Source organism: Streptomyces sp. NPDC043812, from assembly GCF_056436245.1.
The window spans coordinates 122167-145458 of the sequence record NZ_JBWKCY010000011.1 but is presented as its reverse complement, the minus strand read 5'-3'; the positions used below and the strand labels follow the sequence as shown (position 1 = coordinate 145458).

Genomic DNA, 23292 nt, shown 5'->3' with positions numbered 1-23292 from the left:
ATGCCCACGATTCTCGGCCAGAACCAGTACGGCAAAGCAGAGAACCGCGTCGTCAAGATCACGCGGGACGGCGACACCCACCACATCAAGGACCTGAACGTCTCCGTCGCCCTCTCCGGCGACATGGACGACGTCCACTACTCCGGCTCCAACGCCAGCGTCCTGCCGACCGACACCACCAAGAACACGGTGTACGCGTTCGCCAAGGAGTACGGCATCGAGTCCGCCGAGCAGTTCGGCATCCACCTCGCCCGCCACTTCGTGACGAGCCAGGAGCCGATCCACCGGGCTCGCATCCGGATCGAGGAGTACGCCTGGGAGCGCATCGAGACCTCCGACGGCAACTCCAAGTTCATCGGCGCCGACGAGGTCAAGCACTCCTTCGTCCGCAAGGGCCAGGAGACCCGCACCACCGAGATCACCTTCGACGGTTCGACGTGGCAGGTCATCTCCGGGCTGAAGGACCTGGTCGTGATGAACTCGACCAACTCCGAGTTCTGGGGCTACGTCAAGGACAAGTACACGACCCTGCAGGAGGCGTACGACCGCATCCTCGCCACCCAGGTCGCCGCCCAGTGGCGTTACAACTGGACCTCGGACGAGGACCGGATGCCCAACTGGGAGAAGTCCTACGCGCAGGCGAAGAAGCACATGCTCCAGGCCTTCGCCGAGACGTACTCGCTGTCGCTGCAGCAGACCCTGTACCAAATGGGTTCACGCATCATCAACAGCCGCAGCGAGATCGACGAGATCCGTTTCTCGCTCCCGAACAAGCACCACTTCCTGGTGGACCTCGAGCCGTTCGGACTCAAGAACGACAACGAGGTCTACTTCGCGGCGGACCGTCCCTACGGCCTCATCGAGGCCACCGTCCTGCGGGACGGCATCGAGCCGCAGATCCCGGTCGACATGACCAACCTCTGACGCCAGGCCGCTGACGCTCCGCCCGCCCGAAGCCGGGCGGGGCGGCACCGGACCGGAGGGAAGACCATGGCACAGCCTGCAGTGGGGCCGGCGAAAGCAGCGACAGGCCCGTGTACCGCTCCGCCGGTCCGTCCGGTGGACGAAAAGCTTCCCCTTTCGCGGCTCGTTCCCGCCGCGCTCCAGCACATCGCCGCCGTGTACGCGGGAGTTGCCACCCCTGCGCTTCGGGCGGCTGCTGCGGTTTCGCGCGAGGCGCCCGTCGGCGTGGTGTCCCCGGCCCGGGTCCGCGGCGGCTGTGTCGCCGCCGCCGCGCGCTGCGCCTGCCCGCCCTCCGCGGCGCCGGCATCATCCCGCTCGCCGCGCCCGCCTTCTCCGCGGATTCTTCCGGCCCGGCCGCGGCCCGTCCCCGGCTCCGCGATCAGCGCGGGAGCCCTGACCGCGGTCCCGCTCAACCTGCTTCCCCACCACCTCGGCACCCGCAGCCGCCCGGCTGTGGCACTCAAATCCTCCTAGGGTCCTGCCGTGCCCTCCCCCAGGAATCCATCCGGGGGGAACCCCCGCCGCTCACAGAAGAAGGAAGCACCATGGCACCTTCGGCAGCCCACGACGGCGCGATCGAGCGCATCGTCATCGAGAACTGCGCAATCGCCACGGTCGACGCCGACGACAGCGAGTACGCCTCCGGCCATGTCGTCGTCGCCGGCAACCGGATCGAGTCCGTGGGCGCCGGCAAGGCCCCCGAGGGCCTCGCCGACGTCGTACGCCGTATCGACGGCACCGGTCACCTCGTCACCCCGGGCCTGGTCAACACCCACCACCACTTCTACCAGTGGATCACCCGTGGTCTGGCCACCGACCACAACCTCTTCAACTGGCTGGTCGCGCTCTACCCCACCTGGGCGCGCATCGACGAGCCGATGGCCCGCGCCGCCGCGCAGGGCTCGCTCGCGATGATGGCCCGCGGCGGCGTCACCACCGCCATGGACCACCACTACGTCTACCCGCAGGGCTCCGGCGACCTGTCCGGCGCGATCATCGGTGCCGCCCGTGACATGGGCGTACGGTTCACCCTCGCCCGCGGCTCCATGGACCGCGGCAAGTCGGACGGCGGCCTGCCGCCGGACTTCGCCGTCGAGTCCCTGGAGGGCGCGCTCGCCGCCACCGAGGCGACCATCGACAAGCACCACGACGCCTCCTTCGACGCGATGACGCAGGTCGCCGTCGCACCCTGCTCCCCGTTCTCCGTCTCCACCGAACTGATGCGTCAGGGCGCCGAACTGGCCCGCCGCAAGGGCGTGCGGCTGCACACCCACGGCTCGGAGACGGTCGAGGAGGAGGAGTTCTGCAAGGAGCTCTTCGGGATGGGCCCGACCGAGTACTTCGAATCGACGGGCTGGCTCGGCTCCGACGTGTGGATGGCGCACTGCGTCCACATGAACGACTCCGACATCGCGGCCTTCGCCCGTACCGGCACCGGTGTCGCGCACTGCCCCTCGTCCAACGCGCGTCTCGCCGCGGGCATCGCCCGCGTCCCCGACATGCTGAAGGCCGGCGTCCCCGTCGGCCTCGGTGTGGACGGCACCGCGTCCAACGAGTCCGGCGAACTGCACACCGAACTGCGCAACGCCCTGCTGATCAACCGGCTCGGCGCACACCGCGAGGCCGCCCTCAACGCACGGCAGGCGCTGCGGCTGGGCACCTACGGCGGAGCGCAGGTCCTCGGCCGTGCCGGTCAGATCGGCTCCCTGGAGCCCGGCAAGCTCGCCGACCTCGTGCTGTGGAAGCTGGACACCCTTGCCCACTCCTCCATCGCCGACCCGGTCGTCGCGCTCGTCTTCGGCGCCGCCGCTCCCGTCACGCTCTCCCTCGTCGACGGAAAGCCGGTCGTCGAGGGCAACCACCTGATCACGGTGGACGAGGACGCCATCGCCCGCTCCACGCGGGACGAGGCACAGCGCCTCGCGCGGATCGCCGCGCAGGCCTGACCCGGAAGTCCGGCCGGGGGGGACGGCCCCCAGCCGGCTTGCCGTGGACCCGAGCGGGGTTCACGGCAGCCGTCGCCGGGCGGTGCGCACGACCAGAGTGCGCGCCGCCCGGAGACGGTGACCCGTGCCCGCGCGGTACGGGATACCCCACAGCACCACCGGTTCGGGCGACCCGGTACGTGCACCAGAGCACCACCCGCACCACCTCCTTGACACCACACGCCGTCGCCGACGGCATGTAACCCGACCGGAGGCACCGCCGTGGCCGCGCACACCCCGACCGCCGATGCAGCAGACCGGAAGCATCCGGTCGACGAAACACTGCCCCCCTTCAAGATGTTCACCAGTGGCCTGCAGCATGTGGCCGCCATGTACGCGGGCGTGGTGGCCCCGCCGATGATCGTCGGGCCCGCCGTGGGCCTCGACGCCAAGGACACCGCGTTCCTGATGGGCGCGAGCCTGTTCACCGCCGGAATAGCGACGCTGCTCCAGACCCTCGGCTTCTGGCGCGTCGGCGCCCGGCTGCCGTTCGTCAACGGCGTCTCGTTCGCCGGAGTGACCCCGATGGTCGCCATCGGCAGGGACCGCGGCTACGACGGCATCGCCGTCATCTTCGGCGCGATCATCGTCGCCAGCGTGCTGGGCTTCGTGCTCACGCCGTACTTCTCCAAGCTGGTCCGGTTCTTCCCGCCCGTCGTCACCGGCACCGTGATCACGCTGATCGGTGTCTCCCTGCTGCCCGTCGCCTTCAACTGGTCCCAAGGTGGCAACTCCGCGGCGGACGACTACGGTTCGATGAAGAACATCGGCATGGCCGCCCTCACGTTCCTGATCGTGCTCGCCCTGCGCAAACTGCTGCGCGGGTTCCTCCAGCAGATCGCGATCCTGCTCGGTCTGGTCGTCGGCACGATCGTCGCGCTGCCCCTCGGGATGACGAACCTCGACGCCATCAAGGACGCCGGGCTCGTCGGCTTCCCGACGCCGTTCCACTTCGGCGCACCGCAGTTCGAGATCGCCGCGATCGTGTCGATGTGCATCGTGATGCTGGTCTGCATGACCGAGTCCACCGCCGACATGCTCGCCCTCGGCAGGATCGTCGACCGCCCGGCGGACGAGCGCACCATCGAGGGCGGCCTGCGCGCCGACACTCTCGGCTCGGCCCTCAGCCCCCTCTTCAACGGCTTCATGTGCAGCGCCTTCGCCCAGAACATCGGGCTGGTCGCGATGACGAAGGTCCGCAGCCGCTTCGTCGTCGCTGCGGGCGGTGGCATCCTGATCCTCCTCGGCCTGTGCCCGGTCGCCGCCTCCGTGATCGCGCTGGTGCCGCTGCCGGTGCTCGGCGGCGCGGGCATCGTCCTCTTCGGCTCGGTCGCCGCGAGCGGTATCCAGACGCTTGCCACCGCGGCGCTGGAGAAGGGCGAGAACGCGCTGATCGTGGCCGCCGCCGTCGGTGTCGGGCTGATCCCGATCGCGGCGCCGGAGTTCTACCACGCCTTCCCCGAGGACCTGCTCGTCGTCCTCGACTCGGGCATCTCGACGGGCTGCATCGTCGCGATCCTGCTGAACCTCGCCTTCAACCACCTCGGCGGCAAGAGTGCTCCGGTGGACGAGGAGCACCAGGAGACGGGGAAGGTGCCGGCCCAGCCGGCGTCCGTCCACTGACCGTACGAGCACGGGAACGGCGTACAGCAGCCGGAGGGCCGCGGTGCCCGGGGGAGCCTGCCCGGACACCGCGGCCCTCGCGTGTGCGCCCGGATCAGTCGATGTGGAACGGGTCCCCGTAGACCTTCCAGTCCAGCGGCGTGTTCAGGTTCAGGTTCCCCTTGTTGAGGAAGACCCGCTGCGCGGTGTCCACACGGCTGGTGTCCTCGTGCGCCTCCTCCTGCTTCATCGCCCAGACACGGGCGTCGAGGAAGGCATGGAGGTACGCCTTCTCGTCGCCGCCCTGTGCGGGCGGCCTGGCGTTCGCCAGTGCCTTCCTGCGGATGCTGCCGAAGCTGGTGCTGTCGCCGCCGTCGCCGTGCATGACGATGGCGTCGTAGTAGATGAACTGTCCGAGGACCCCGATGCCGTCCTGCTTGCCCTGCTCGACGGCCGGGTCGAAGTAGACGCGGTCGCGCTCGTCGTCCTGCGCCTTCTTGAACGCCGGGTCCTGGGCGGCGCGCTCCCAGTCGCGGGTGAAGCCCGGGTCGAGACCCTCGTGCGAGTCGGTGCCGTCGACCTCGCGCAGCGCGGGCAGGTACGTGGCCAGCACGTTGCCGGGCTTGCGCTCGGTGTAGAGCTCGACGAGGTCGAGCATGTCCCCGGTGCCGGAGCAGAATCCGATGATGCCCGCGGTGTAGCCGCGGCCGTCTCCGATGTCCTCGATGTACTTGTACTGCGCCTTCCAGTCCAGCGAGGAGTTCTCCGCGCTGGAGACGATCTGCATGGCGATGTCCTTCTTCACCGGGTCATCCAACCCGACGGCGGCGGGCGCCGCGGCCCGGTTCACGTCCGGGAAGGGTTCCGCCGCGCCGGCGGTGACCACGCTCACGGGCAGGGCTATCAGGACCGTTCCGAGGACGAGGTGGGGGAGGAACCTGAACCGACGAGGGGTGCGCTTGTGGGGGGTGGGCACCTTGCCTCCATGGGGGAGTGCGTCTGTGTGCTCTGTTAGGAAACTTTCCTACCAGACTGTTCGACCGCCGTACACCCCTTGCTCGTACGAGAGTTGCGGCAGCCGGGCCCAAGCCGCCCTGACCGGCGACCAGGCGCGCGTCCTGCCTCCGTGGCCTCAGGCACGGGTCGCCCCGGACCTCTCGTCACCCTCGGCGGGCTGCTCCGGCGCGACCACCCCCGCCGCCGGTCTCCGTCGGCGCAGCAGGACGACTGCCAGGGTCAGCGCCACCGCAGCCACCGCCGCGGCCGTACCGAACGCCAGCCGGTAGCCGCCGTGCAGGGCAACGACGGCCTCGTCGCCCGCGCGCGTCAGCGCCTCGGTTCGGCCCGCGGCGAGCGTCGACAGCACAGCGAGCCCGAGCGCCCCGCCCATCACCTGCGTCGTGTTGAACAGCCCCGACGTCACGCCCGAGTCCGCCGGTTGCACGTCCGACATCGCGAGATCCGTCAGCGCCGGCATCGCCAGACCGAACCCCACACCCAGCAGCAGCATCACCGGAAGCACGGCGGTGGCGTACGAACCGTGGACCGGAGCACGGACGAACAGGGCAAGGCCGGCGACGATCAGCGCCAGTCCCGAACACAGCACCGCGCGCGGACCGAAGCGCGCGCCGAGCCGGGCGGAGAAGCCGAGCATCAGCACCCCGATCACGACGGGCGCGGGGAGGAAGGCCACGCCGGTCACCAACTCGTCGTACCCGAGCACCCGTTGCAGGTACAGCGCGCCGATGTACTGGAAGGCGAACATCCCCGCGATCATCAGGATCTGCACCAGATTCGCGCCGGAGACCGTACGGGAACGCAGCAGTCTCAGCCGCAACAGAGGCTTCGCCGCCCGGGACTGACGTACGGCGAACGCCGCCAGCAGCAGCACGGACAGCCCGCCGAGCCCCAGGGTGCGGACGGAGCCCCAACCGTGATCGGCGGCCTGGACGATGGTGTAGACGCCGAGCATCAGTGCCGCCGTCACCAGCAGGGCGCCGATGTAGTCCGCGCCCTTCCCGAGGCCCTCGCCCCGGTCGTCCTCCAGAACGCGCACCGCCGCGATCAGCGCCACCACACCGATCGGCAGATTGATCAGGAAGATCCAGTGCCAGTTGAGCGCCGCGGTCAGCGCGCCGCCGAGAAAGGTACCGAGCGCGCCGCCGGCCGCACCCACCGCGCTGAACGCCGCGATCGCCTTCGCCCGCTCACGGCCCTCGGGGAACAGGGTGACAAGCATTCCCAGCACCACCGCCGACGTCATCGCGCCGCCGACGCCCTGCAGAAAACGGGCCGCGATCAGCGTGCCCGGGGTGGTCGCCGTCCCGCACAGCAGCGAGGCCGCGGTGAACACGGCGAGCCCGGCGGTGAACATCCGCTTGCGGCCGATGAGATCGCCCAGCCGGCCGGCGAGCAGCAGCAGTCCGGCGAACGCGATGAGATAGGCGTTGACGACCCAGGCGAGCGAGGCCGGTGTGAAACCGAGGTCGGACTGGATGGCCGGCATGGCGACGGTAACGATGTTGCCGTCGAGAACGGTCATCAGGATTCCCGCGCACAGCACCATCAGTGCCGTCCAGCGCGAGTACTGTGGCGTGGAATCGCTCGGGGACATGGCCTCGGACCTCCAAAGGTGCACGATGTGTAACGGAGGAGATCGTGCGTGACCATGGAGCCCGCCGTAAGGAGGCACTTTCATGTCCCAGGGGAACACGCGTGTTACCTCGCAGGTCGTGAATGCGGAGGCCTGCCCCATCCGCGAAGTTATTGACAGGGTCGTCGGGAAGTGGAGCGTCCCGATCCTGGTGGCGGCGGGCCACGGGCCGATCCGCTTCACCGAACTGGAGCGCAGCATCGAGGGCATCAGCCGCCGGATGCTCACGCTCACCCTGCGCAACCTCGAGCGCGACGGACTGCTCGTACGGACCGTGTACCCCACCGTGCCGCCCAAGGTCGAGTACGAACTGACCCCGGTGGCCCGCGAGTTGCACCGAACGCTGCTCAGTCTCACCTCATGGGCGGACCGGCACCGGGTCGGCATCGCCGAGTCGCGGGCGGCGTGGGACGAGAAGCACGGCACCGCCGCCTGAGCGGACGTCGACCTCAGCCGGCGGCCTCCGGATCCCAGGCCATCAGGTTGCTGAACAGTTCGGCCTGTTCGATCGCGTCGTCCAGGGCGTGATGGGTGTGCCGCCGTCCGGGCAGCAGGGAGGGCGGCATCGAGCCCTTCGCCACCGCCCGCAGCGGCACCCGGGCCTTCGTGGCGTAGAGGGTCTTCATGTCGAGGCATCCCGAGTGCCCGAAAGGGCTCTCGCCGGTGAACCGGATCAGGTACCAGTAGAGGAACATCCAGTCGTACGGTGCCGGATAGCCGCACATCACCGGCTGCGCGCCGGCCTCCTCGGCTGCCGCACGCACCCACCCGGCGAACTCCGCCATGGCGGCGGCCGGTTCACTGCCCTCCCGCAGCAGCCGGGCCCGGTCGAGGCCGCTGACGGCGAGTGCTTCGGGGACGAAGTCGTCGCTGATGGGGCGCAGTTCGCGGTAGAAGGTACGGGCCTCGGGATCGGCAGCGGTGTAACCGTCGCCGTGCTGAACCCCGGCGACGGCGGCACCGAAACTGATCATCGAGTAGGGGCCCGGGACGGGACCGTCGGCCTCGACGTCCACGGAGATGCACAGACCGGGCCTGGGTTTCGAACGTCGTCGTGACATGGCGGGAGCATGGCAGGTGGGAGGGGACGGTTCCGCTCCATTTCCCCGCACCGCGGCCTCCCGGCCGGGGCGCCGCCGTTGCGAGGTGGCCCCTCCACGGACAGGTCAGCGCGCGGTCGGCGGCGTCCAGTCCGGGCGGCGGCCGCTCAGGCCCACCACGCGGTCCAGCATCGGCGCGCCGTCCGGAACCGGGACCACCGGGCCGAAAATGCCGCCGCGGAGCGTGTCCTGGTCGTCCGGCGTCACGATCTCCCGCGACACGGCCAGGCTCGCCTCGTCGGGCGCGTACGGCTGCCCCGTGGCACGGGCCAGGTCCCAGCCGTGGATCACCAGCTCGTTCAGCGCGACCCGTCCCGCGATCGCGCCGGGCAGCGACACGCCGCCCGCCTGTGTCATGCCCTCCCAGGCGTCCGGGCTGCGCCAGGCCTCCGCAAGCTCGTCGAGGCGTTGCGGCAGCGCCGTGCGCCAGTCGTCCGGCAGGACGGGCAGCGCCTCGGTCGGGCTGGTCCCGGTCGTCGGGCCGAGATCCTTGCGGGCGGCGTCCCTGAAGGCGGTGGCCAGCCCGATGAGGTGGGCCAGCATCTCGCGTACGGCGTAGTCGGGGCACGGGGTCGGGTCGTCGAGGCGGTCGTCGCCCATCCCGGGGATCAGCTTCGCGACGTTGTCGGCGGGCGACCGGAGGTCGGGCACGGGTGTGATGTCGGAGGTAGCCATACAGGGCAGACCGCCCGCGCCGCCGAAACTCATCGCTGTCCCGCCGTTCCACCCGGTCCTGAGCGATCGAGCGTCGCTCGCTCGCTCGAACGGGCTACCCGGGCGCCGCGTGGACCCCCACAGGCCGCCGGGTTTCATACGCTCCCCGAGTGACCCGAGCGACGCGTACCACTGCCCTCCACACCGGACTCGACGACTTCCTCACCCGGGCGGCCCCGGAGTCGGCCGCCGCGCTGCCCGCCCGTGCCGCCGACGCGGTGCTGACCCTGCTGGCGCTGCGCGGCGCGGACCGCAGGTCGGGCGTGCCCGAACCGACACCGCAGCTGGTCGCGCAGGTGCTCCACGAGGATCTGCCGGAGCTGTTGTGGGCGTCGGACGACGAGCTGGCCGCCGTACCGGATGTGCTCAAGGCGCTCGCGGGCCGGGTCCGCGCCGAGGGACGGCTCAACGCCAAGCGCCATGCCCGCCTGCTCACCGCCATCGATGAGGCGGTTCCCCGGTTCCGCCGGGCCATGGCCGACCCGGCGCGGCTGACCTGGCCCCGCTGGTACGCGTCGCTCCTGCGGGCCGCGGGCACCGACCCGGACGACCCCGAGGCGGTACGCGCCTGGCTCGAAGGGCACGCGCGTACCCCGCACACCGACCGGCCCGCGCTCCCCGCGCCGCTGCATCGCTTCGAGGTGTCCGGCCGGACCTTCGCGGCGCGGGCCCGGCTGGCGGAGGAGTTGCTCGCCGCGTTCGCCCGCGACATGGCAGCGGTCTCCCCGATGGGCCCGTTGCTGCCCGCGCCGCCGCTCGACGACGACCGGCCGGACGAAGCGCTCGGAACCGAACTGGACCGCATCGCGGGAGCGTTGAGCGACCGATGGACCGCGGCCGGCCTCAGCGAAGCGCTGGCCGGGCCGTACGCGGGGCTGGCCCCGGGGCCCGAGTCGCTCCCGCACGCGGCGCTCGCGGACCGTCTGCTCGACGAGCATCTCGACTACTACGGAGCTTCCTCGATCCCGCTGCCGCCACCGGCCCGGATGCCCGCACCGGACGACATCAGGCCCCTGCTGCACGCGGCACCGCTGCCCGCGGCCCTCGCCGCCGGGACGCACGGTGACGGCGGCACGGACGAAGAGGCCGCCGAACTGCGTGAACTCGCCGAACGCTGCGGATTCCCCGGCCCCGCCACGGAGGTCTGGAACGACGGCACCCCGCAGGAACTTGTCGAACTGGCCGCGGACATCCTGGCCGCCCAGGTCGAGCGGCTGCCCACGGTGGCCGGCCCGCAGGACACCTACTCACTGGATGCCGCTCACATCCTCTACTCCCTGTACGAGCGCGGCAGCACACCCGACTCCGTGGCGCGCAAGGTCTCCGACACCGACGACGCGGAACTCGCGCCCGAGCTGGAGGACGCACCGGCGCTGCTGCCCCCGATCGCGACGGCGGCGTACGCGACGCCGTCACCCGAGGAACTGTCCGCCCTGCTCGGTACCCCCGGCCTGTCCGAGGCCGACCGGGCCGAACTCGACGCCCCCGCACGCTCCCTCGCCGCGCTCGTCGACCGGCTGGCGGTGACCGGGTGCCTGTTCAGGCGTGGCGACACCTACGGGCTGACCCCGCTCGGCAGCGCCGTCATGCGTCATGTGATCACCGCTGCCCAGGTCGCCGCGCCCGACAGGGAGACCGTGGAGTCCTGGGACGCGACGCAGACCGTCGCGGCGGCCGGGAACTGGCCCCCGCAGATCGCGGCCGCGAGCCTGGCGGGCTGGGCCGCACGCCACGACAGCACCGACGAGGCCTGGGGCACCCTGCTGACGGCCGTCTCCACGGCGAAGGCCGGCGAGCCGTACGGCACTCGGCTCGCCGAGCACTTCGCCCGGCTCGACCGTGCCCATGTCCCCTCCTCCGCCCTGCGCACGGCGCTCACCGACCCGGTGACCGGTGCCCAGGCCCGCCGACTGCTCCTCGCCCGCGGCGAGGACGTGTCCGAGGACGCCGTACCGTCCAGCGCCCGCGCGACCCTGCTCGCCGAGGAACTGGACCGGCTGTGGATGCGGGACATGCGCGCCCATGTGACGGAGCGCCATGACACGGGGGACGCGGGGGTGCCCGGCCGGGACGACATCCCGCCGACGGAGCTCCTGCCCGCCTTCGACACGGAGGCGGCCCGGTGGCCGGGCGGCGCACAGGCGTGCGTCGCGGCCCTGGCCGCCGCCGACCCCGTCACCTCGCTCCGCGTACTCGACGCCCTGCGCGCGCACCACCCCGACAAGCGGGTGGCCGATGCCGCCGCACACGAACTGAAGGCGGTCCGGCAGGCGTTGACCCCCGGGCATCGGCGCTGACCGGAGGCGGACCGGCCGCCGCGGAGTGGATACCGTGACGCCATGACCGAGTTCATACAACAGCTTCCGGCCCTGTTCGGCGTCGTGGTCGGAGCCGTCGGCTCCTACGTGGCGATCACGCGCGGCGACCGGGCCCGCTTCCGGCGCGAACAGTCCGCTCGCTGGGAGGAGCGGCGTCTCACGGTCTACTCCGAGTACGCGCGGGCGCTGAAGAAGACGGTCACTCTGACGTACCGGGTCGCGGCCCATCTGGGCAACGACCCGCATCCGCATCCCCTGACGCCCGAGGAGGCCGCACCCCACTTCGCCGCGGCGAGTGACGCGCGGGACCCGTCGGGCGAGGCGCTGCTGCTGCTCGGCTCACGCGACGTGGTGCACCATGCGAGGGAATGGGTGGTCGTGGTCCTGGAGATGGAACGCTTCCTGCGGGAGGCCAGGCACGCGCCGGACGCCTGGTCGGACCTGCTGGAGAAGCAGCGCACGGCCCGCGAGCACTACTACGCGGCAGTGCGTTCCGACATGGAACTCGCCCCGGGCCACTCCGGCCAGTGGCGCAGCCTGCCGCCGTCGGGCTGACGCCGCGGGCAGGGCGGCGGCCGGCGGTCCGGAGACCGCCGCCGTCGCTCCCGCCGCACCGTCTGTCCCGGGCCGGGTGGGTCAGAACGAGGTCTCGCGCACGCTCGCCCGGGCCGAGGGCTCCGTCGTCGCCGTGATCTCCGAACGGTGGCGGCTCGCCGCGAACGTCACCGTCAGCGTCTCGACCGCGCTCTGCGTCGTGCTGGCCGTGAAGCCCTGACTGGGGACCGCCGAGATGAGGCACACCCCGCCGCTGCCGAAACGCACCGTCGCCTTCCCGCCCTCGGACGAGATCGTCTGGACCCCCGCGCCGCCCTCCTCACAGCCCGGCCCCGGATCCACAGGCTCTTCGGCGGCAGGGGGAGGGGTGGTGCGGGCAGCCGGGGTCGGCGTCGCCGGGCTGGGCTTCTGCGTCGTCTTCGTCGGGGTCGGGGAGGGCGGACGCGTACTCGGCGTCGGCTTGGGCTTCGGCGACGGGCGGGCGCCGGACGATGCCGACGGAGAAGCCGAGAAACCGTCCTGCGCCGAGCGCGCGACCGGCGCCGTCGGTCTGGTCGAGCCCACCACGAAGTGGACCGTGATCATGACGGCCGTCACACTGGCTGCCGTGCACGACAGCCAGATCAGCAGGTAACGCGGAAGGCGGGACACGACACCATAGTGACGGACCGGCTAACGTGCCTGCCCATGGCCTCCGTACTTGTCGTCGAGGACGACCCCGTCATCCGTGCCGCGCTGATCGAGGTGCTCACGGGGCACGGGTACGCGGTCAGGACGGCCCACCAGGGGTTCGAGGCGCTGCGCGAGGTCACGCAGTCCCTGCCCGACATCGTGGTGCTCGATCTCGGACTGCCGGATCTGGACGGTCTCGACGTGCTGCGCATGATCCGGGGCATATCCCGTGTTCCCGTCCTTGTCGCCACGGCCCGCGACGACGACACGGAGATCATCCGCCTGCTGAACGCGGGCGCGGACGACTACATGGTCAAGCCGTTCTCCGGCGGCCAGCTGGCAGCCCGGCTCGCCGCCGTGCTGCGCCGGTCGGTGCCGGCCGCGGACGACCGCGACCGCCGCCAGGTCGTCCAGGTGGCGGAGCTGAGGATCGACCCCCTGGCCCGCACCGCACACCTCGGGGACCGTGAGCTCGCCCTGACCCGCCGGGAGTTCGACCTCCTCGTCTACCTCGCGGAGAATGCCGACCAGGTCATCTCCCGGCAGCGCATACTGGCCGAGGTGTGGCAGCAGCCGTACCTGGAGGACCAGACGGTGGATGTCCACCTCTCCGCACTGCGCAGGAAACTGGGCGAAAAAGCAACAGATCCGCGCTTTCTGCACACTGTGCGCGGAATCGGGATCAAAATGGTCACCACGCCATGAGACGTGCGCTCGCCGGAATCGCTCTCGCCGTGACCTCGATGGTCGCGCTGTCCTTCCTCATCCCGCTCGCCCTCCTCGTGCGCGAACAGGCACGTGACCGCGTCACCACCGCCGCCGAGCAGCGCGCGGGCGCCCTGTCGCCCGTCCTGGCCCTCACCACACGCCGTGCCGACGTCCAGCAGGCGGTGGCCGAGCTCGGCTCCCGGGACCAGCTGGCCGTGCGCCTCCCGGACGGCGAGTCCGTCGGCACCTCGCACGCCCCGCGCGACGCGCTGGACCGAGCCGTGGGCAAGCGGGAGACGCTCGCCATGGACACTCCCGACGGGTGGGTCTACCTCCAGCCGGTCGTCCTGCCCGGCGACCGGGTCGCGGTCGTCGAGGCATACGTCCCCGGTGCCGACCTGACCCGAGGCGTTTGGGCCTCCTGGGGCGTCATGTCACTGCTCGCGCTGGGTCTTGTGGGTGGTTCCGTACTCGTCGCCGACCGTCTGGGCGCCCGGGTGGTCCGCTCCTCCCGCGGCCTGAAGAGCGCCTCGCTCGCCCTCGGATCGGGGGACCTCGACGTGCGGGTGGAACCGGACGGGCCGCCGGAGCTGCAGGAGGCCGGGGCCGCGTTCAACACCATGGCCGACCGTGTCGTCGAGCTGCTGGCGATCGAAAGGGAGATGGTCGCGGACCTCTCGCACCGGCTGCGGACCCCGCTCACGGCGCTGTATCTGGAGGCGGACCTGATGAGCGGCACCGCCGGCGCCCGGCGCATCACCGCGGCGGTCGCCCAGCTCGAGAGCGAACTGGACTCGATCATCACGGCCGCCCGCACCCCGCTGGCCGCGGGACCGGCCGCGGGGGCGGCATCGGCGCGGCCCAGTGAGCTGTCCGACGTGGTCGCCATGCGCCTCGACTTCTGGTCGGTGCTCGCCAAACAGCAGGAGCGGATCTGCGAGCGCTCCTTCACACCGCGCCCGACCCCGGTCCGTTTCCTCGAGGACGACCTCGCCGCCGTCGTCGACGCGCTGATCGGCAACGTCTTCCGGCACACCCCGCAGGGCACCGCGTTCGCCGTACGGGTGGAGCGCACCGACCGCCACGTCGTGCTGACGGTGGACGACGCGGGCCCCGGTGTGGCCGACCCCGAGGCCGCGCTCACGCGCGGTGTCAGCGTCGGCGGATCGACCGGTCTGGGCCTCGACATCGTGGCGCGCGCCGCCCGTGCGGCGGACGGCGAACTGCAGATCACCCGCGCCCCCATGGGCGGGGCGCGGGTGCGGGTGGCATTCGCCCTCGCGGGCGACGAGCGGTAGCGGACGGACCGTCCGGGGGGTCTGCCCTGCTGGGGCGTCCTAGCGGCCGGCTCCGAAGTTCTGGGTCCACCACGGGCCGCCGTCGCCGAAGTGCACGCCGACGCCCAGTTCCTTGAACGAGCAGTTGAGTATGTTGGCGCGGTGGCCGGGGCTGTTCATCCAGGCGTTCATGACCGCCGCCGCGTCCGCCTGGCCCTGGGCTATGTTCTCGCCGAGCGTGGACCAGAGGTATCCGGCTGCCTCCACGCGGGTCGTCATCGTGGAACCGTCGGGGCCCGTGTGCGACATGACGCCGGCGGCGGCCATCACGTCGCTGTAGTCGTCCGCGGCCCGGGTGAGCTTGGCGTTCTCGGTCACCGGTGAGCAGCCGGCGGACGCCCGCTCCTTGTTGACGAGGGCGAGGACCTGGGCCTCGGTGCCGCCGGACGTCGAGCCGCCCGATCCGGAGCCACCACCGGTCGCCGGGGTCGAACGCCCCGAGCCGCTCGTGTTCTGCGTCTTCTTCGGCGCGGTCTTCGCCCTGACCGTGGGGCTCGCGGACTTCTTCGGCTTCGCCGGCTTCGTGGCGCTCGGGCTGGGCGATGCGGACACGCTCGGGCTCGGGCTCGCCGAAGGCGAAGCGAGAGGGGAGGCGCCGCCCGCGGCCTGGTCGTCGGCCGCCTCGCCCGCCGCATCGGCCGCGTTCGCGGTGACCCGGTCCGCAGGTCCCTCGTCCCCGTTCGCGACGACGGTCACGCCGACACCCGCCGCGATGGTGATCACACCCAGTGCCAGCGCGGTGTTGCGCCCCCGGAACACGCCCTTGGGGCGGGCGTGGGAGCGGGACCGGGGTCGATCGGCTCTGCGGGGACTCATGCGTACGGCACCTCGGATGGTCGGTCGGAACTCCGGATCCCGGTGGACGCAACCGCGCCCACCGGGATTCGTGGGGGGTTGACGAGAGCGTAAGGGCGGGCGGACCGCTGAGCGCGCCCGGAAGGGCATCTTCAAGAAGCCATAAGAAAGCCATGAGGCTGAGGCAAGGTATGCGCCGCCCGCCCGGCGCCTCCCGGGCGGTGTCGCGGCTCTTGAAGTCGTTCCGTCACTGTGCCATACAGGTCTGGACCAATGCCTGTCAGCCCGTCGCCCGCGGAGGCCCGACCGTGCAACGTCCCCCCACCATGGCCGTGTCGGCCTGTGCAGCCGTCTTCCTCCTCGCCGCGTGCGGGGGCGGGGACACCAAGGACACCGAACGCCCCTCCACCCCCGCAGGGGTGACCGCGCAGGCGGGCAGCGCCACCTCCGTCCACGTCATGTGGGACCGGTCGTCCGACAACAAGGCGGTGACCGGCTACGAGGTCTACGAAAAGGGCACCAAGGTCAAGACCCTGCCCGCGGCCAAGCACATGACCGACATCGACCGGCTGACGCCGAGGACCGCGTACAGCTTCACCGTGCGGGCCCGCGACGCCGCGGGCAACCTCTCCGGGCCGAGCGCGGCGATAGCCGTGACGACCCCCGAGCCCGCCCCGGACGACCGCAGGCCGCCCTCCCAACCCGCCGCACTGCGCGGCACCGTGGACGGCAGCAGGGCCGTGACCCTCACCTGGCGGCGGTCGACGGACGACACCGGAGTCACCGCGTACGACATCTACCAGGAGGACTCCCGCATCCACAGTGTGTCCGGCAGGGAGACGACCGCCCGCATCGCCAACCTGCGCCCCGGCACCGTCTACACCTTCACCGTCCGCGCCCGGGACGCCGCGGAGAAGTCGTCCCCCGACAGTCGGGCCGTGGACCTCACGACCGCATCGGCACCGGGCGCAGCCCCCGGCACGGCGCCCACCGATCTCCGCGCCACGGCCCGCAAGGGCTTCATCGACCTCTCCTGGACCTCGCCGGACACGGGCGCCCCCGTCAAGGAGCATCAGCTGTATCTGAACGGGGCGTTGGCGACGACGATCGTGTGGGGAGCACAGCCCGCGAACGGTGAGGCGACGTACACGATGACCGTCACGGACAAGCCCGGCACCCGCTACAGCATCAAGCTCCGCACCAAACTGCCGGACGGTAAGTGGGGCGACTTCTCGGCACAGCGGACGGTGGTGGTGAGCGGGTAGACAGCGGCCGGGCGCCCCGGGGAACAAACCTGTCCGGCCCGTGGTTCCGCCGTTCATGACGACCACGCACGAAGTCCTTCGCTACACCGCCTTCTCCGACGACCCGAAGGGCGGCAACCCCGCCGGGGTCGTCCTCGACGCGTCAGGGCTGGACGACGCGGACATGCTCGCCATCGCAGCCGAACTCGGCTACAGCGAGTCCGCGTTCCTGACCTCCCCGCCCGAGGGGCTCGGCGGGGAGCCCGGACGCGGCTTCACCATCCGGTACTTCAGCCCCAAGGCCGAAGTGCCGTTCTGCGGACACGCCACGGTCGCCACCGCGATCGCCCTCGGCGAGCGCATCGGCGCCGGTGACCTCCTGTTCGCGACGCGCGCCGGGACGGTGCCGGTGACCGTCGCGCAGGAGAGCGGGGCCCTGCGGGCCACCCTCACCACCGTCGAAGCGCACACCGAGGATGTCGCGGACGCCGACCTCACCGAGGCGCTGGCCGCCCTGGACTGGCCCGCCACCGACCTGGACCCGGCGCTGCCGCCCCGCATCGGCTTCGCAGGCGCCCGGCATCTCGTCCTCGCGGCCGCAACCCGTGAGCGACTGGCGGACCTGGCATACGACTTCGCACGTCTCGAAGCCCTGATGCTCCGGCTCGACCTGACCACGGTGCAGCTGGTGTGGCGGGAGTCGGAGACCGTCTTCCACGTCCGCGACCCGTTCCCGGTGGGCGGCGTGGTCGAGGACCCGGCGACGGGCGCGGCGGCCGGCGCCTTCGGCGCATACGCCCGCGAGCTGCGCCTGGTCCCCGAGGCGGCGGTCCTCACCCTCCACCAGGGCGAGGACATGGGCCGCCCGGGGGTGCTGACGGTCGAACTCCGCGAAGGCGACGGGCGGGTGCGGGTCAGCGGGATGGGCACGCGGATCGCCTGACGGCGGGGACCGTACGGGCAGTTTCCTGTACGGGGATTCCGGTCGGATCGGAATCCCCGTACGCGATCGTGGGGACAATCGGCATCAGGCCGCCGGGCGCGACGCCGACCCTGCCGAGCGACGTGAGTACCAGGTGCTGTAGGCAATACCGCGGAATCGCTCAGGCGGTGCAGATCCGCCGACCCCAGGGCGGCCCAGCGACCAGTCCGTACCGTCCGCCAACCGCCAGCTCCTGCCGTCAGGTTGGGGAATCACGGCGTCCACTGGCTGGCCTCTGACCAGGAGGGTTCTGTGGCCGAGTTACTGCGGCAGGAACGGTTGGATATCGAGGTCGCCTTCCGGGGATTCGGGTTTCAGGAGTCCGACGACGGCGCCGTGCCTGTGCCGTTCGGGGACGCATACGAATGGGGGGTGTTCCTGAACCAGCATGTGCGCCGGTTCGATCTCTTCAGCGCCGGCCACACCCATACGGCCGCAGTGACCGTTCGGATCTGGGATGGCGAGCCCGAGGCGGAGAAGGTCGACTGGGACGAACAGGGAGAGGTCGACTTCGAGTCGACCACCGGTGACGTCGCCGTGTGGACCACGACTCTGGGTCGCTCGGAGCAGTTGATCCGGCTGGGTTCGGCGGGAATGTGGCGGGTGCATGTGGGGTGTGCCGGCCGCGCTGAAGTCGAGAGAGTGACGCACACGGAGGGCGACGCGTACGGGGTGGAGCAGTACATGATCGACTTCTGGCCGAAGGCCGCCTGAGGAAGCCGCAGGTGCGGGACGCGAGAAGAGGGGACGCCCACGACGTCCCCCGGCCGGCCCGGGCCTGGCATCCTGCTCCGAGGCGATGTCGAACAGGCCGAAGGCGACGAGACGTTCGCCCTGTACCCGCTCCGCCAGGACGACTCGCGCGTGCGCCTGCCGGCCGCGGCCGACATGGTGAGCGCGCTCGCGCCTGCGTGACCGGCCTCGGCCGCAGTGGGACCGACATCATGCCTCGGGGGCCGGTACATCGATGCACCCTCGCCCCGCCGGCACGCCCACGCCTGGATAGGGTCGCACGCATGTCCGCCCCTTCCGTACTCCGTGACGTCTTCCGTTCTCTGCGCGCCGAGCTGGGCGACGAGGACACCGGAATCACCTTCGAGAACGGTCCCGGCCCGCTCGACCGGATCGACGTCATGGTCTACGGCCCGGCCGGTCCGACCGACGCCACCGTCTTCGCGACGATCGGAATGTCGGTGGAGCCGATGCCGCCGCGCGACGGCCGGGCCGGTGGCCGCGCCGAACTCCGGCTGCTCCGCCACGGCGTGGTGGACCCCGGTGACCAGGGACTTGTCGCCAGGCAGCTGGCCAACCTGGCGACGTACCCGTGGACGGTCGGCTCGCCGCTCGGCTGGGGCGAGGTGGTGAGTTTCCACGACGACGTTCCGACGTTCCCCGGCTGCCGCAGCGTCTTCCTGGCCGGACCCTGGGACGGGCGCGCAGGCTCGATCGACACCGGGACGGACCCGGTGCGGGTGATCCACGTGGTGCCGATCAGCGACGCGGAACGGACTCGTGCGCTGTCGGCCCCGCCCGAGGTGTTCTTCGGCGACCTGCTCACTGCACGCGACGTATCCGCACCGCCTGCGGCGCAGTGAGGCCGGTGCCGGTGCCGGTGCCGCCGTCCGTCACGTGGTTCCCGGCGGTGCCGGCCCCTTTTCGACCGCCGTCGCATCGACCTCGGACGCCCGTAGCCTGCGGGCGAGCAACTCCACATCGGGGAGGGTTCCCGAGTAGCCACCGGCCAGGACCTGGCGCAGCGTTGACCTGACGTCCGCCAGGCCGATGCCGAGTTCCGCCCGTAGCACCCGCATGATCGTGGTGCCCTTCGCCGGGGGCCGTACCTGCAGCCACACCCGCCCGTGCTCACGGAGCAGCCGTTCCCGCAAGGCATCGGGCAGGCGGCCACCGCATGTGCTCAGGGCAGCCCCGCAGTCCGTGCACGTGGACTCGACATCCCACCGCAACGAGGCGCCCACGAGTGCCTGGACGCCCCACGACTCACCGTCCGCGCCGCAGTCCCGGCACACGGTGGTGTACCTGAGGGAGGCGACAACCGGATCCTCCGGAGCTTCGTTCACGGCCGGTCTGCCGGCTTCTCCCAGACCGAGACGTGCTGCCTGCTCTCGCTCGTGAACGCCTCGCGCGTCCATCCGTCCCACCGGTCGCGCAGTCGCAGCTCCGCGAGTTGAGCCATCAGGTCGAGTTCCGCCGGCCAGACGTACCGGAAGGGGATGGAACGGTACTCGCCGCGTCCGTCGACGACCTCGATGTAGTTCGAACTCATCGACTGGGTCGCCACGTCGTAGGTGTCGAACGCCCACCGGGTGGGGCTCACATGGAACGGGACGGCGTTCTGCCCGGGCGGAAGCCGTCTCAGATCGGGGACCCCGACCTCGATGACGAAGCAGCCACCCGGTTCGAGATGAGCCGCGACATTGCGGAAGCAGGCCACCTGCGCATCCTGTGTCGTCAGGTTCATGATGGTGTTGAAGACCAGATACGCGACGGAGAAGCTCCCGTCCACCCTTGTTGTCGCGAAGTCCCCGATGGCCACATCGATCGCCTCGCCGCCCGGCTTGTCGCGCATGCGGGCCACCATCGCCCGTGACATGTCGATGCCGTGGACCGGGACTCCACGCCGGGCCAGCGGCAGCGCGATGCGTCCCGTGCCGATGCCCAGTTCGAGGGCCCGGCCGTGGCCGGCGAGTTCTGCGAGGACATCGACCGTCGCGTCGACGACGGCCGGCTCGGACATGTCCGCCGTCGACTCGTCGTAGCGGGCCGCGACACGCGCCCCGAAGTAGCCGTCCTCGTCGTCATCGTCCATGGCCCGCACCGTACTGCGGAGGGCGACCGCCTTGCGCGCGCATTTCCCGGCCGTGTGCTGTCACGCAGCGCGGGGCGCCCTCCCCGAGGAGGGCGCCCCACGGCGCGTCCACCGGCCGCCCGGTCAGGAGACGGGTGCTCCGTACACGCCCATCTCGTGGATCGAGTAGCCCCAGGTCGTTTTCCGTTCGACCCCCTGCATACGGACGTGGCTCACGAGCTCGTCCGCCGTCAGCCGGACCACGTCGGTGCCGCAGTCGTCGGGCCGCTGCGTGGAGACGGTCTTCCAGTTCGCGCCGTCCGTGGACGTCTGGATCGCGTACTCCGTCGCGCAGGCCCCCTCCCACGCGAGCGTCACCGCCGCCACCCTCGCCGGTGCGGCGAGCTCGATCTGCACCCATGCGTCGTCGGTGTAACCGGAGGCCCAACGGGTGCCCATCAGGCCGTCGTTGACATACTGGGCCGCCAGGCGATCGAGATCCTGCTCGACACTGGAGGCGGTGGCCGTTCCCTTCGGCGCCAGGTTCTCCCCGCCGCCGGAGACGTCCCACAGCTCCAGGCGGACACCGGCCTGGACGAGGAACACGTCGAGCACGCCGTCACCGACCCTGGGCTGCGCCGCGCCCCACGTGTTGCGCGGCGGGTCCACCCGTACGGCCGCGGCCTGCTGCTGCAGTTCGTTCGACTCGGCCAGCAACTCGTCTGCCTTGTCCGGCTTTCCGGACTGCCGGGCTTCGAGTGCGTCGAGCATCCTCACCATCGCCTTGCCCCACAGGGCGGTGGCATCGAGCCAGGGTGCCGCGTCCACGGTGAATCCCTTTTCCACGGATCCACCGCGAATGATCGCCGGCGCGTACTGGATGGCGAAGGCGTACCTGCGCAGGTCCTTCACCGCCTCCTTGCGGTGGCCCGCGTCCCAGGCGGTCCAGAACTCGGCGACCCGGCGGGCGAGTTCGGGGGCCTGCTCCTGCCAGGGAGTGGCGCCGAAGGTGGGTGCCATGTGTTCGAGGTCGCCGAGGACGAGCAGCGCCTCGGTCGCCCCGCGGTCGCCGCCCGCAAGGTAGGCCATGGTGCGTCGCCAGTTGGCGCGTGCGTCGTACGCCGTGTCGTTCCAGGTGAAGTCGGCCGTGCCGAAGACGGCGACCTTGCTGGCGTAGGGCTGGTTCATCGGGTTGGCGACGATGCCCGTGAGGTGGTCGGAGAGTCCCGCCTCACGCTTGTCGTACGGCGCGAGGAGCAGTCTGCCGCGGGTGTTGCCGAAGTCGTTGACCGGGTAGTTGTCCCAGACGAACACCTTGCGCCCGAACAGTTTCGCGGCCCCTTCCGCCTGCTGGTTGGTGATGCTCGGCGGCACGACGTCGGTGCCGGTCCACATCACCTCGACCGCCGGGTCCAGTGAGGCCCGCATCGTCTGCTTGTATGCCGTGTCGGTGAGGTCGCCGTATTCGGTGGGCACCATCTGCAGGGGCTGCGCGCCGTCATGGGTGGCGATGAAGGTGCGCTGGACGTCGTTGAGCAGGTCGACCTGAGCCTTCGCGGCCGCCTCGCGCCCCGGTTCGCCGAACGCCGCCTTGTCGCCCTCGCAATTCCAGCGGGTGTAGCTGATGTCGTCCAGCGGGATGGAGAAGGCGCGGGTGCCCAGGTCGTACATCGACTGGAGCTTGGCCTTCAGGTCCTTGCGGTGGGCGGGGTCGGAGTAGCAGATCGACTCGCCGGGGGAGACGGCGAAGGTGAAGCGCACATGGTTGGCGGTGGCGCGCCGCACCAGTTCGCCCAGCTCGGCCAGCTTGTCGGCGGGGTAGGGCTCCCGCCACTTGCTGCGGTGGTAGGGGTCGTCCTTGGGCGCGTAGATGTAGGTGTTGGCCTTCACATCGCCGTAGAAGTCCATTTGGTCGAGGCGTTCGGCGTGGGTCCAGGGCTGCCCGTAGAAGCCCTCGATGGTGCCGCGCAACGGCATGGAGGGGAAGTCGGCCGCCTTGGCGCCCGCCACTTTCCACCCGTCGTCGCGGCCCGCTCGCTCCCGCACGAACAGCTGGCGCAGCGTCTGCACGGCGTAGAACTGGCCGGCGGCGTCCGTACCGCCGAGCGCTATCGCCGGGCCCGTCCGGCCGGCCGAGACCCGCAGGGCGTAGCCCTCGGCGTGGTCGGGCACGGCCGTGCCGCCGAGCGCGGAGGAGATGTCCGGGCGGGTTGCCGGCCCCAGTCGTACGGTGAGCAGCCCGGCGGCGGCGCGGGGCTCGCTGCCGGGGGTGACGACGTCCACCCGCCGCGCGCCGTGGGCCTTCAGTTCGCCGACGAGCCGGTCGAGCGCGGCGGCGTCCGTGCGGTCGTCGGCGACGACGAGCACCCGGCCGGTGACGGTGGCGTCGGGTCCGGAGCGGCTGATCGACTGGGGTGTGGGGGAGACGGGGGGAAGCGAGGCGGGGGCGGCCTCGGCCTCGGCCTGCGGGGCGTAGGACAGGACGCTCAGCGTCATGGCGCTTGCTGCGGCGAGGGACAGGCCAACGGTTCTTCCGTGCCTTCTCACAGGACCTCCAGAGTGGTCTAGACCACGAACTGCCCCACAACGTACCGGCGATACGCCGGTGCCTGTCCATGGATGCATCTGCGGGGGACTTGGACTTTGCGTCACAGGAGGTGGGTGCCGGCGGGGGTGCTGAACCGGGCCGCGCCCCTCTCGCGGGATGCTTCTCCGTGCGCTTGTCGGTGCCATCCGCCAGGAGGCTCACCGGCGTTGCGGCGAGCCGTGGAGGGAAGTCCCGCCACCCGCCCCGCCCCGCCCCGCCCCGTCACGTGACCGTGGCGCACGGCATCGGCCACCGACTCCGCCGCGACCGG

General features: G+C 71.2%; 22 protein-coding genes and 1 pseudogene. 15 read left to right on the top strand and 8 right to left on the bottom strand.

The genetic code is table 11. The features are described from left to right. The 4 genes and pseudogenes from pucL (at position 1) to AC067Z_RS18260 (ending at position 4571) form a co-directional block, all read left to right on the top strand. Positions 1-924 carry a factor-independent urate hydroxylase gene (gene pucL, locus AC067Z_RS18275; RefSeq protein ID WP_478790547.1) on the top strand — a complete coding sequence of 308 codons (924 nt, stop codon included), beginning with the start codon at positions 1-3 and terminating at the stop codon, positions 922-924. 335 nt (positions 925-1259) lie between these two features. Then, positions 1260-1437, top strand: a pseudogene (locus AC067Z_RS18270) (purine permease); the annotation flags it as partial. Positions 1438-1508: 71 nt separating this feature from the next. Further along, positions 1509-2909, top strand: a complete 1401-nt coding sequence (locus AC067Z_RS18265; protein ID WP_478790546.1) for an 8-oxoguanine deaminase — start codon at positions 1509-1511, stop codon at positions 2907-2909. 261 nt (positions 2910-3170) lie between these two features. Continuing rightward, the gene (locus AC067Z_RS18260) at positions 3171-4571 is read left to right on the top strand and encodes a nucleobase:cation symporter-2 family protein (protein WP_478790545.1); all 1401 of its coding nucleotides are present in this window, start codon (positions 3171-3173) and stop codon (positions 4569-4571) included. Positions 4572-4665: 94 nt separating this feature from the next. Here the strand turns inward: AC067Z_RS18260 and AC067Z_RS18255 are convergent, their stop codons facing one another. Together AC067Z_RS18255 and AC067Z_RS18250 are read right to left on the bottom strand one after the other, a co-directional pair. Further along, the gene (locus AC067Z_RS18255; RefSeq protein WP_478790650.1) at positions 4666-5436 is read right to left on the bottom strand and encodes a chitosanase; all 771 of its coding nucleotides are present in this window, start codon (positions 5434-5436) and stop codon (positions 4666-4668) included. Between the two features lie 246 nt (positions 5437-5682). Next, positions 5683-7164 (bottom strand): MFS transporter, encoded by a 1482-nt coding sequence (locus tag AC067Z_RS18250; protein ID WP_478790544.1) that lies wholly within the window; start codon positions 7162-7164, stop codon positions 5683-5685. An 82-nt stretch (positions 7165-7246) separates the two neighbouring features. Here AC067Z_RS18250 and AC067Z_RS18245 point away from each other — a divergent pair, with 82 nt between their 5' ends. Then, entirely contained in the window at positions 7247-7639 is a 393-nt protein-coding gene (locus AC067Z_RS18245) for a winged helix-turn-helix transcriptional regulator (RefSeq protein ID WP_478790543.1), read from the top strand. Positions 7640-7652: 13 nt separating this feature from the next. On the opposite strand, the gene AC067Z_RS18240 is transcribed toward AC067Z_RS18245, so the two are convergent. Beyond that, entirely contained in the window at positions 7653-8264 is a 612-nt protein-coding gene (locus tag AC067Z_RS18240) for a 3'-5' exonuclease (RefSeq protein WP_478790542.1), read from the bottom strand. Positions 8265-8369: 105 nt separating this feature from the next. Next, a complete protein-coding gene (locus tag AC067Z_RS18235) occupies positions 8370-8978 on the bottom strand; it encodes a TIGR03086 family metal-binding protein (protein ID WP_478790541.1) in 609 nt (202 codons plus the stop codon). Between the two features lie 149 nt (positions 8979-9127). On the opposite strand from AC067Z_RS18235, the gene AC067Z_RS18230 reads away from it, so the two are divergent. The 6 genes from AC067Z_RS18230 (at position 9128) to AC067Z_RS18205 (ending at position 14568) form a co-directional block, all read left to right on the top strand. Next, the gene (locus AC067Z_RS18230; RefSeq protein ID WP_478790540.1) at positions 9128-11314 is read left to right on the top strand and encodes a hypothetical protein; all 2187 of its coding nucleotides are present in this window, start codon (positions 9128-9130) and stop codon (positions 11312-11314) included. 42 nt (positions 11315-11356) lie between these two features. Further along, positions 11357-11890, top strand: a complete 534-nt coding sequence (locus AC067Z_RS18225; protein ID WP_478790539.1) for a hypothetical protein — start codon at positions 11357-11359, stop codon at positions 11888-11890. 76 nt (positions 11891-11966) lie between these two features. Further along, the gene (locus tag AC067Z_RS18220; RefSeq protein ID WP_478790538.1) at positions 11967-12110 is read left to right on the top strand and encodes a hypothetical protein; all 144 of its coding nucleotides are present in this window, start codon (positions 11967-11969) and stop codon (positions 12108-12110) included. A 15-nt stretch (positions 12111-12125) separates the two neighbouring features. Next, positions 12126-12524 carry a hypothetical protein gene (locus AC067Z_RS18215; RefSeq protein WP_478790537.1) on the top strand — a complete coding sequence of 133 codons (399 nt, stop codon included), beginning with the start codon at positions 12126-12128 and terminating at the stop codon, positions 12522-12524. A 53-nt stretch (positions 12525-12577) separates the two neighbouring features. Next, on the top strand, positions 12578-13267 hold the full coding sequence (locus AC067Z_RS18210; protein WP_478790536.1) for a response regulator transcription factor: 690 nt from the start codon (positions 12578-12580) through the stop codon (positions 13265-13267). Beyond that, positions 13264-14568: a sensor histidine kinase gene (locus tag AC067Z_RS18205; protein ID WP_478790535.1), complete on the top strand. Its 1305-nt coding sequence runs from the start codon at positions 13264-13266 to the stop codon at positions 14566-14568. Before AC067Z_RS18210 ends, AC067Z_RS18205 begins: the two co-directional genes overlap by 4 nt. A 39-nt stretch (positions 14569-14607) precedes the next feature. Here the strand turns inward: AC067Z_RS18205 and AC067Z_RS18200 are convergent, their stop codons facing one another. Then, positions 14608-15423 (bottom strand): CAP domain-containing protein, encoded by an 816-nt coding sequence (locus tag AC067Z_RS18200; protein WP_478790534.1) that lies wholly within the window; start codon positions 15421-15423, stop codon positions 14608-14610. Between the two features lie 287 nt (positions 15424-15710). Between AC067Z_RS18200 and AC067Z_RS18195 the strand changes: the two genes are divergently transcribed. The 4 genes from AC067Z_RS18195 (at position 15711) to AC067Z_RS18180 (ending at position 19223) form a co-directional block, all read left to right on the top strand. Further along, positions 15711-16667 carry a fibronectin type III domain-containing protein gene (locus AC067Z_RS18195; protein WP_478790533.1) on the top strand — a complete coding sequence of 319 codons (957 nt, stop codon included), beginning with the start codon at positions 15711-15713 and terminating at the stop codon, positions 16665-16667. A gap of 55 nt (positions 16668-16722) precedes the next feature. Further along, positions 16723-17589 carry a PhzF family phenazine biosynthesis protein gene (locus AC067Z_RS18190; RefSeq protein ID WP_478790532.1) on the top strand — a complete coding sequence of 289 codons (867 nt, stop codon included), beginning with the start codon at positions 16723-16725 and terminating at the stop codon, positions 17587-17589. A 291-nt stretch (positions 17590-17880) separates the two neighbouring features. Continuing rightward, complete coding sequence (locus AC067Z_RS18185) at positions 17881-18342, top strand: hypothetical protein (RefSeq protein ID WP_478790531.1); 462 nt, start codon at positions 17881-17883, stop codon at positions 18340-18342. Between the two features lie 302 nt (positions 18343-18644). Then, positions 18645-19223 carry a suppressor of fused domain protein gene (locus AC067Z_RS18180; protein WP_478790530.1) on the top strand — a complete coding sequence of 193 codons (579 nt, stop codon included), beginning with the start codon at positions 18645-18647 and terminating at the stop codon, positions 19221-19223. 30 nt (positions 19224-19253) lie between these two features. Here the strand turns inward: AC067Z_RS18180 and AC067Z_RS18175 are convergent, their stop codons facing one another. The 3 genes from AC067Z_RS18175 to AC067Z_RS18165 form a co-directional block, all read right to left on the bottom strand. Further along, positions 19254-19706 (bottom strand): hypothetical protein, encoded by a 453-nt coding sequence (locus AC067Z_RS18175; RefSeq protein WP_478790529.1) that lies wholly within the window; start codon positions 19704-19706, stop codon positions 19254-19256. Beyond that, on the bottom strand, positions 19703-20455 hold the full coding sequence (locus AC067Z_RS18170; RefSeq protein WP_478790528.1) for a class I SAM-dependent DNA methyltransferase: 753 nt from the start codon (positions 20453-20455) through the stop codon (positions 19703-19705). Before AC067Z_RS18170 ends, AC067Z_RS18175 begins: the two co-directional genes overlap by 4 nt. A gap of 123 nt (positions 20456-20578) precedes the next feature. Then, a complete protein-coding gene (locus AC067Z_RS18165) occupies positions 20579-22930 on the bottom strand; it encodes a beta-N-acetylglucosaminidase domain-containing protein (RefSeq protein WP_478790527.1) in 2352 nt (783 codons plus the stop codon). Between the last annotated feature and the right edge of the window lie 362 nt (positions 22931-23292).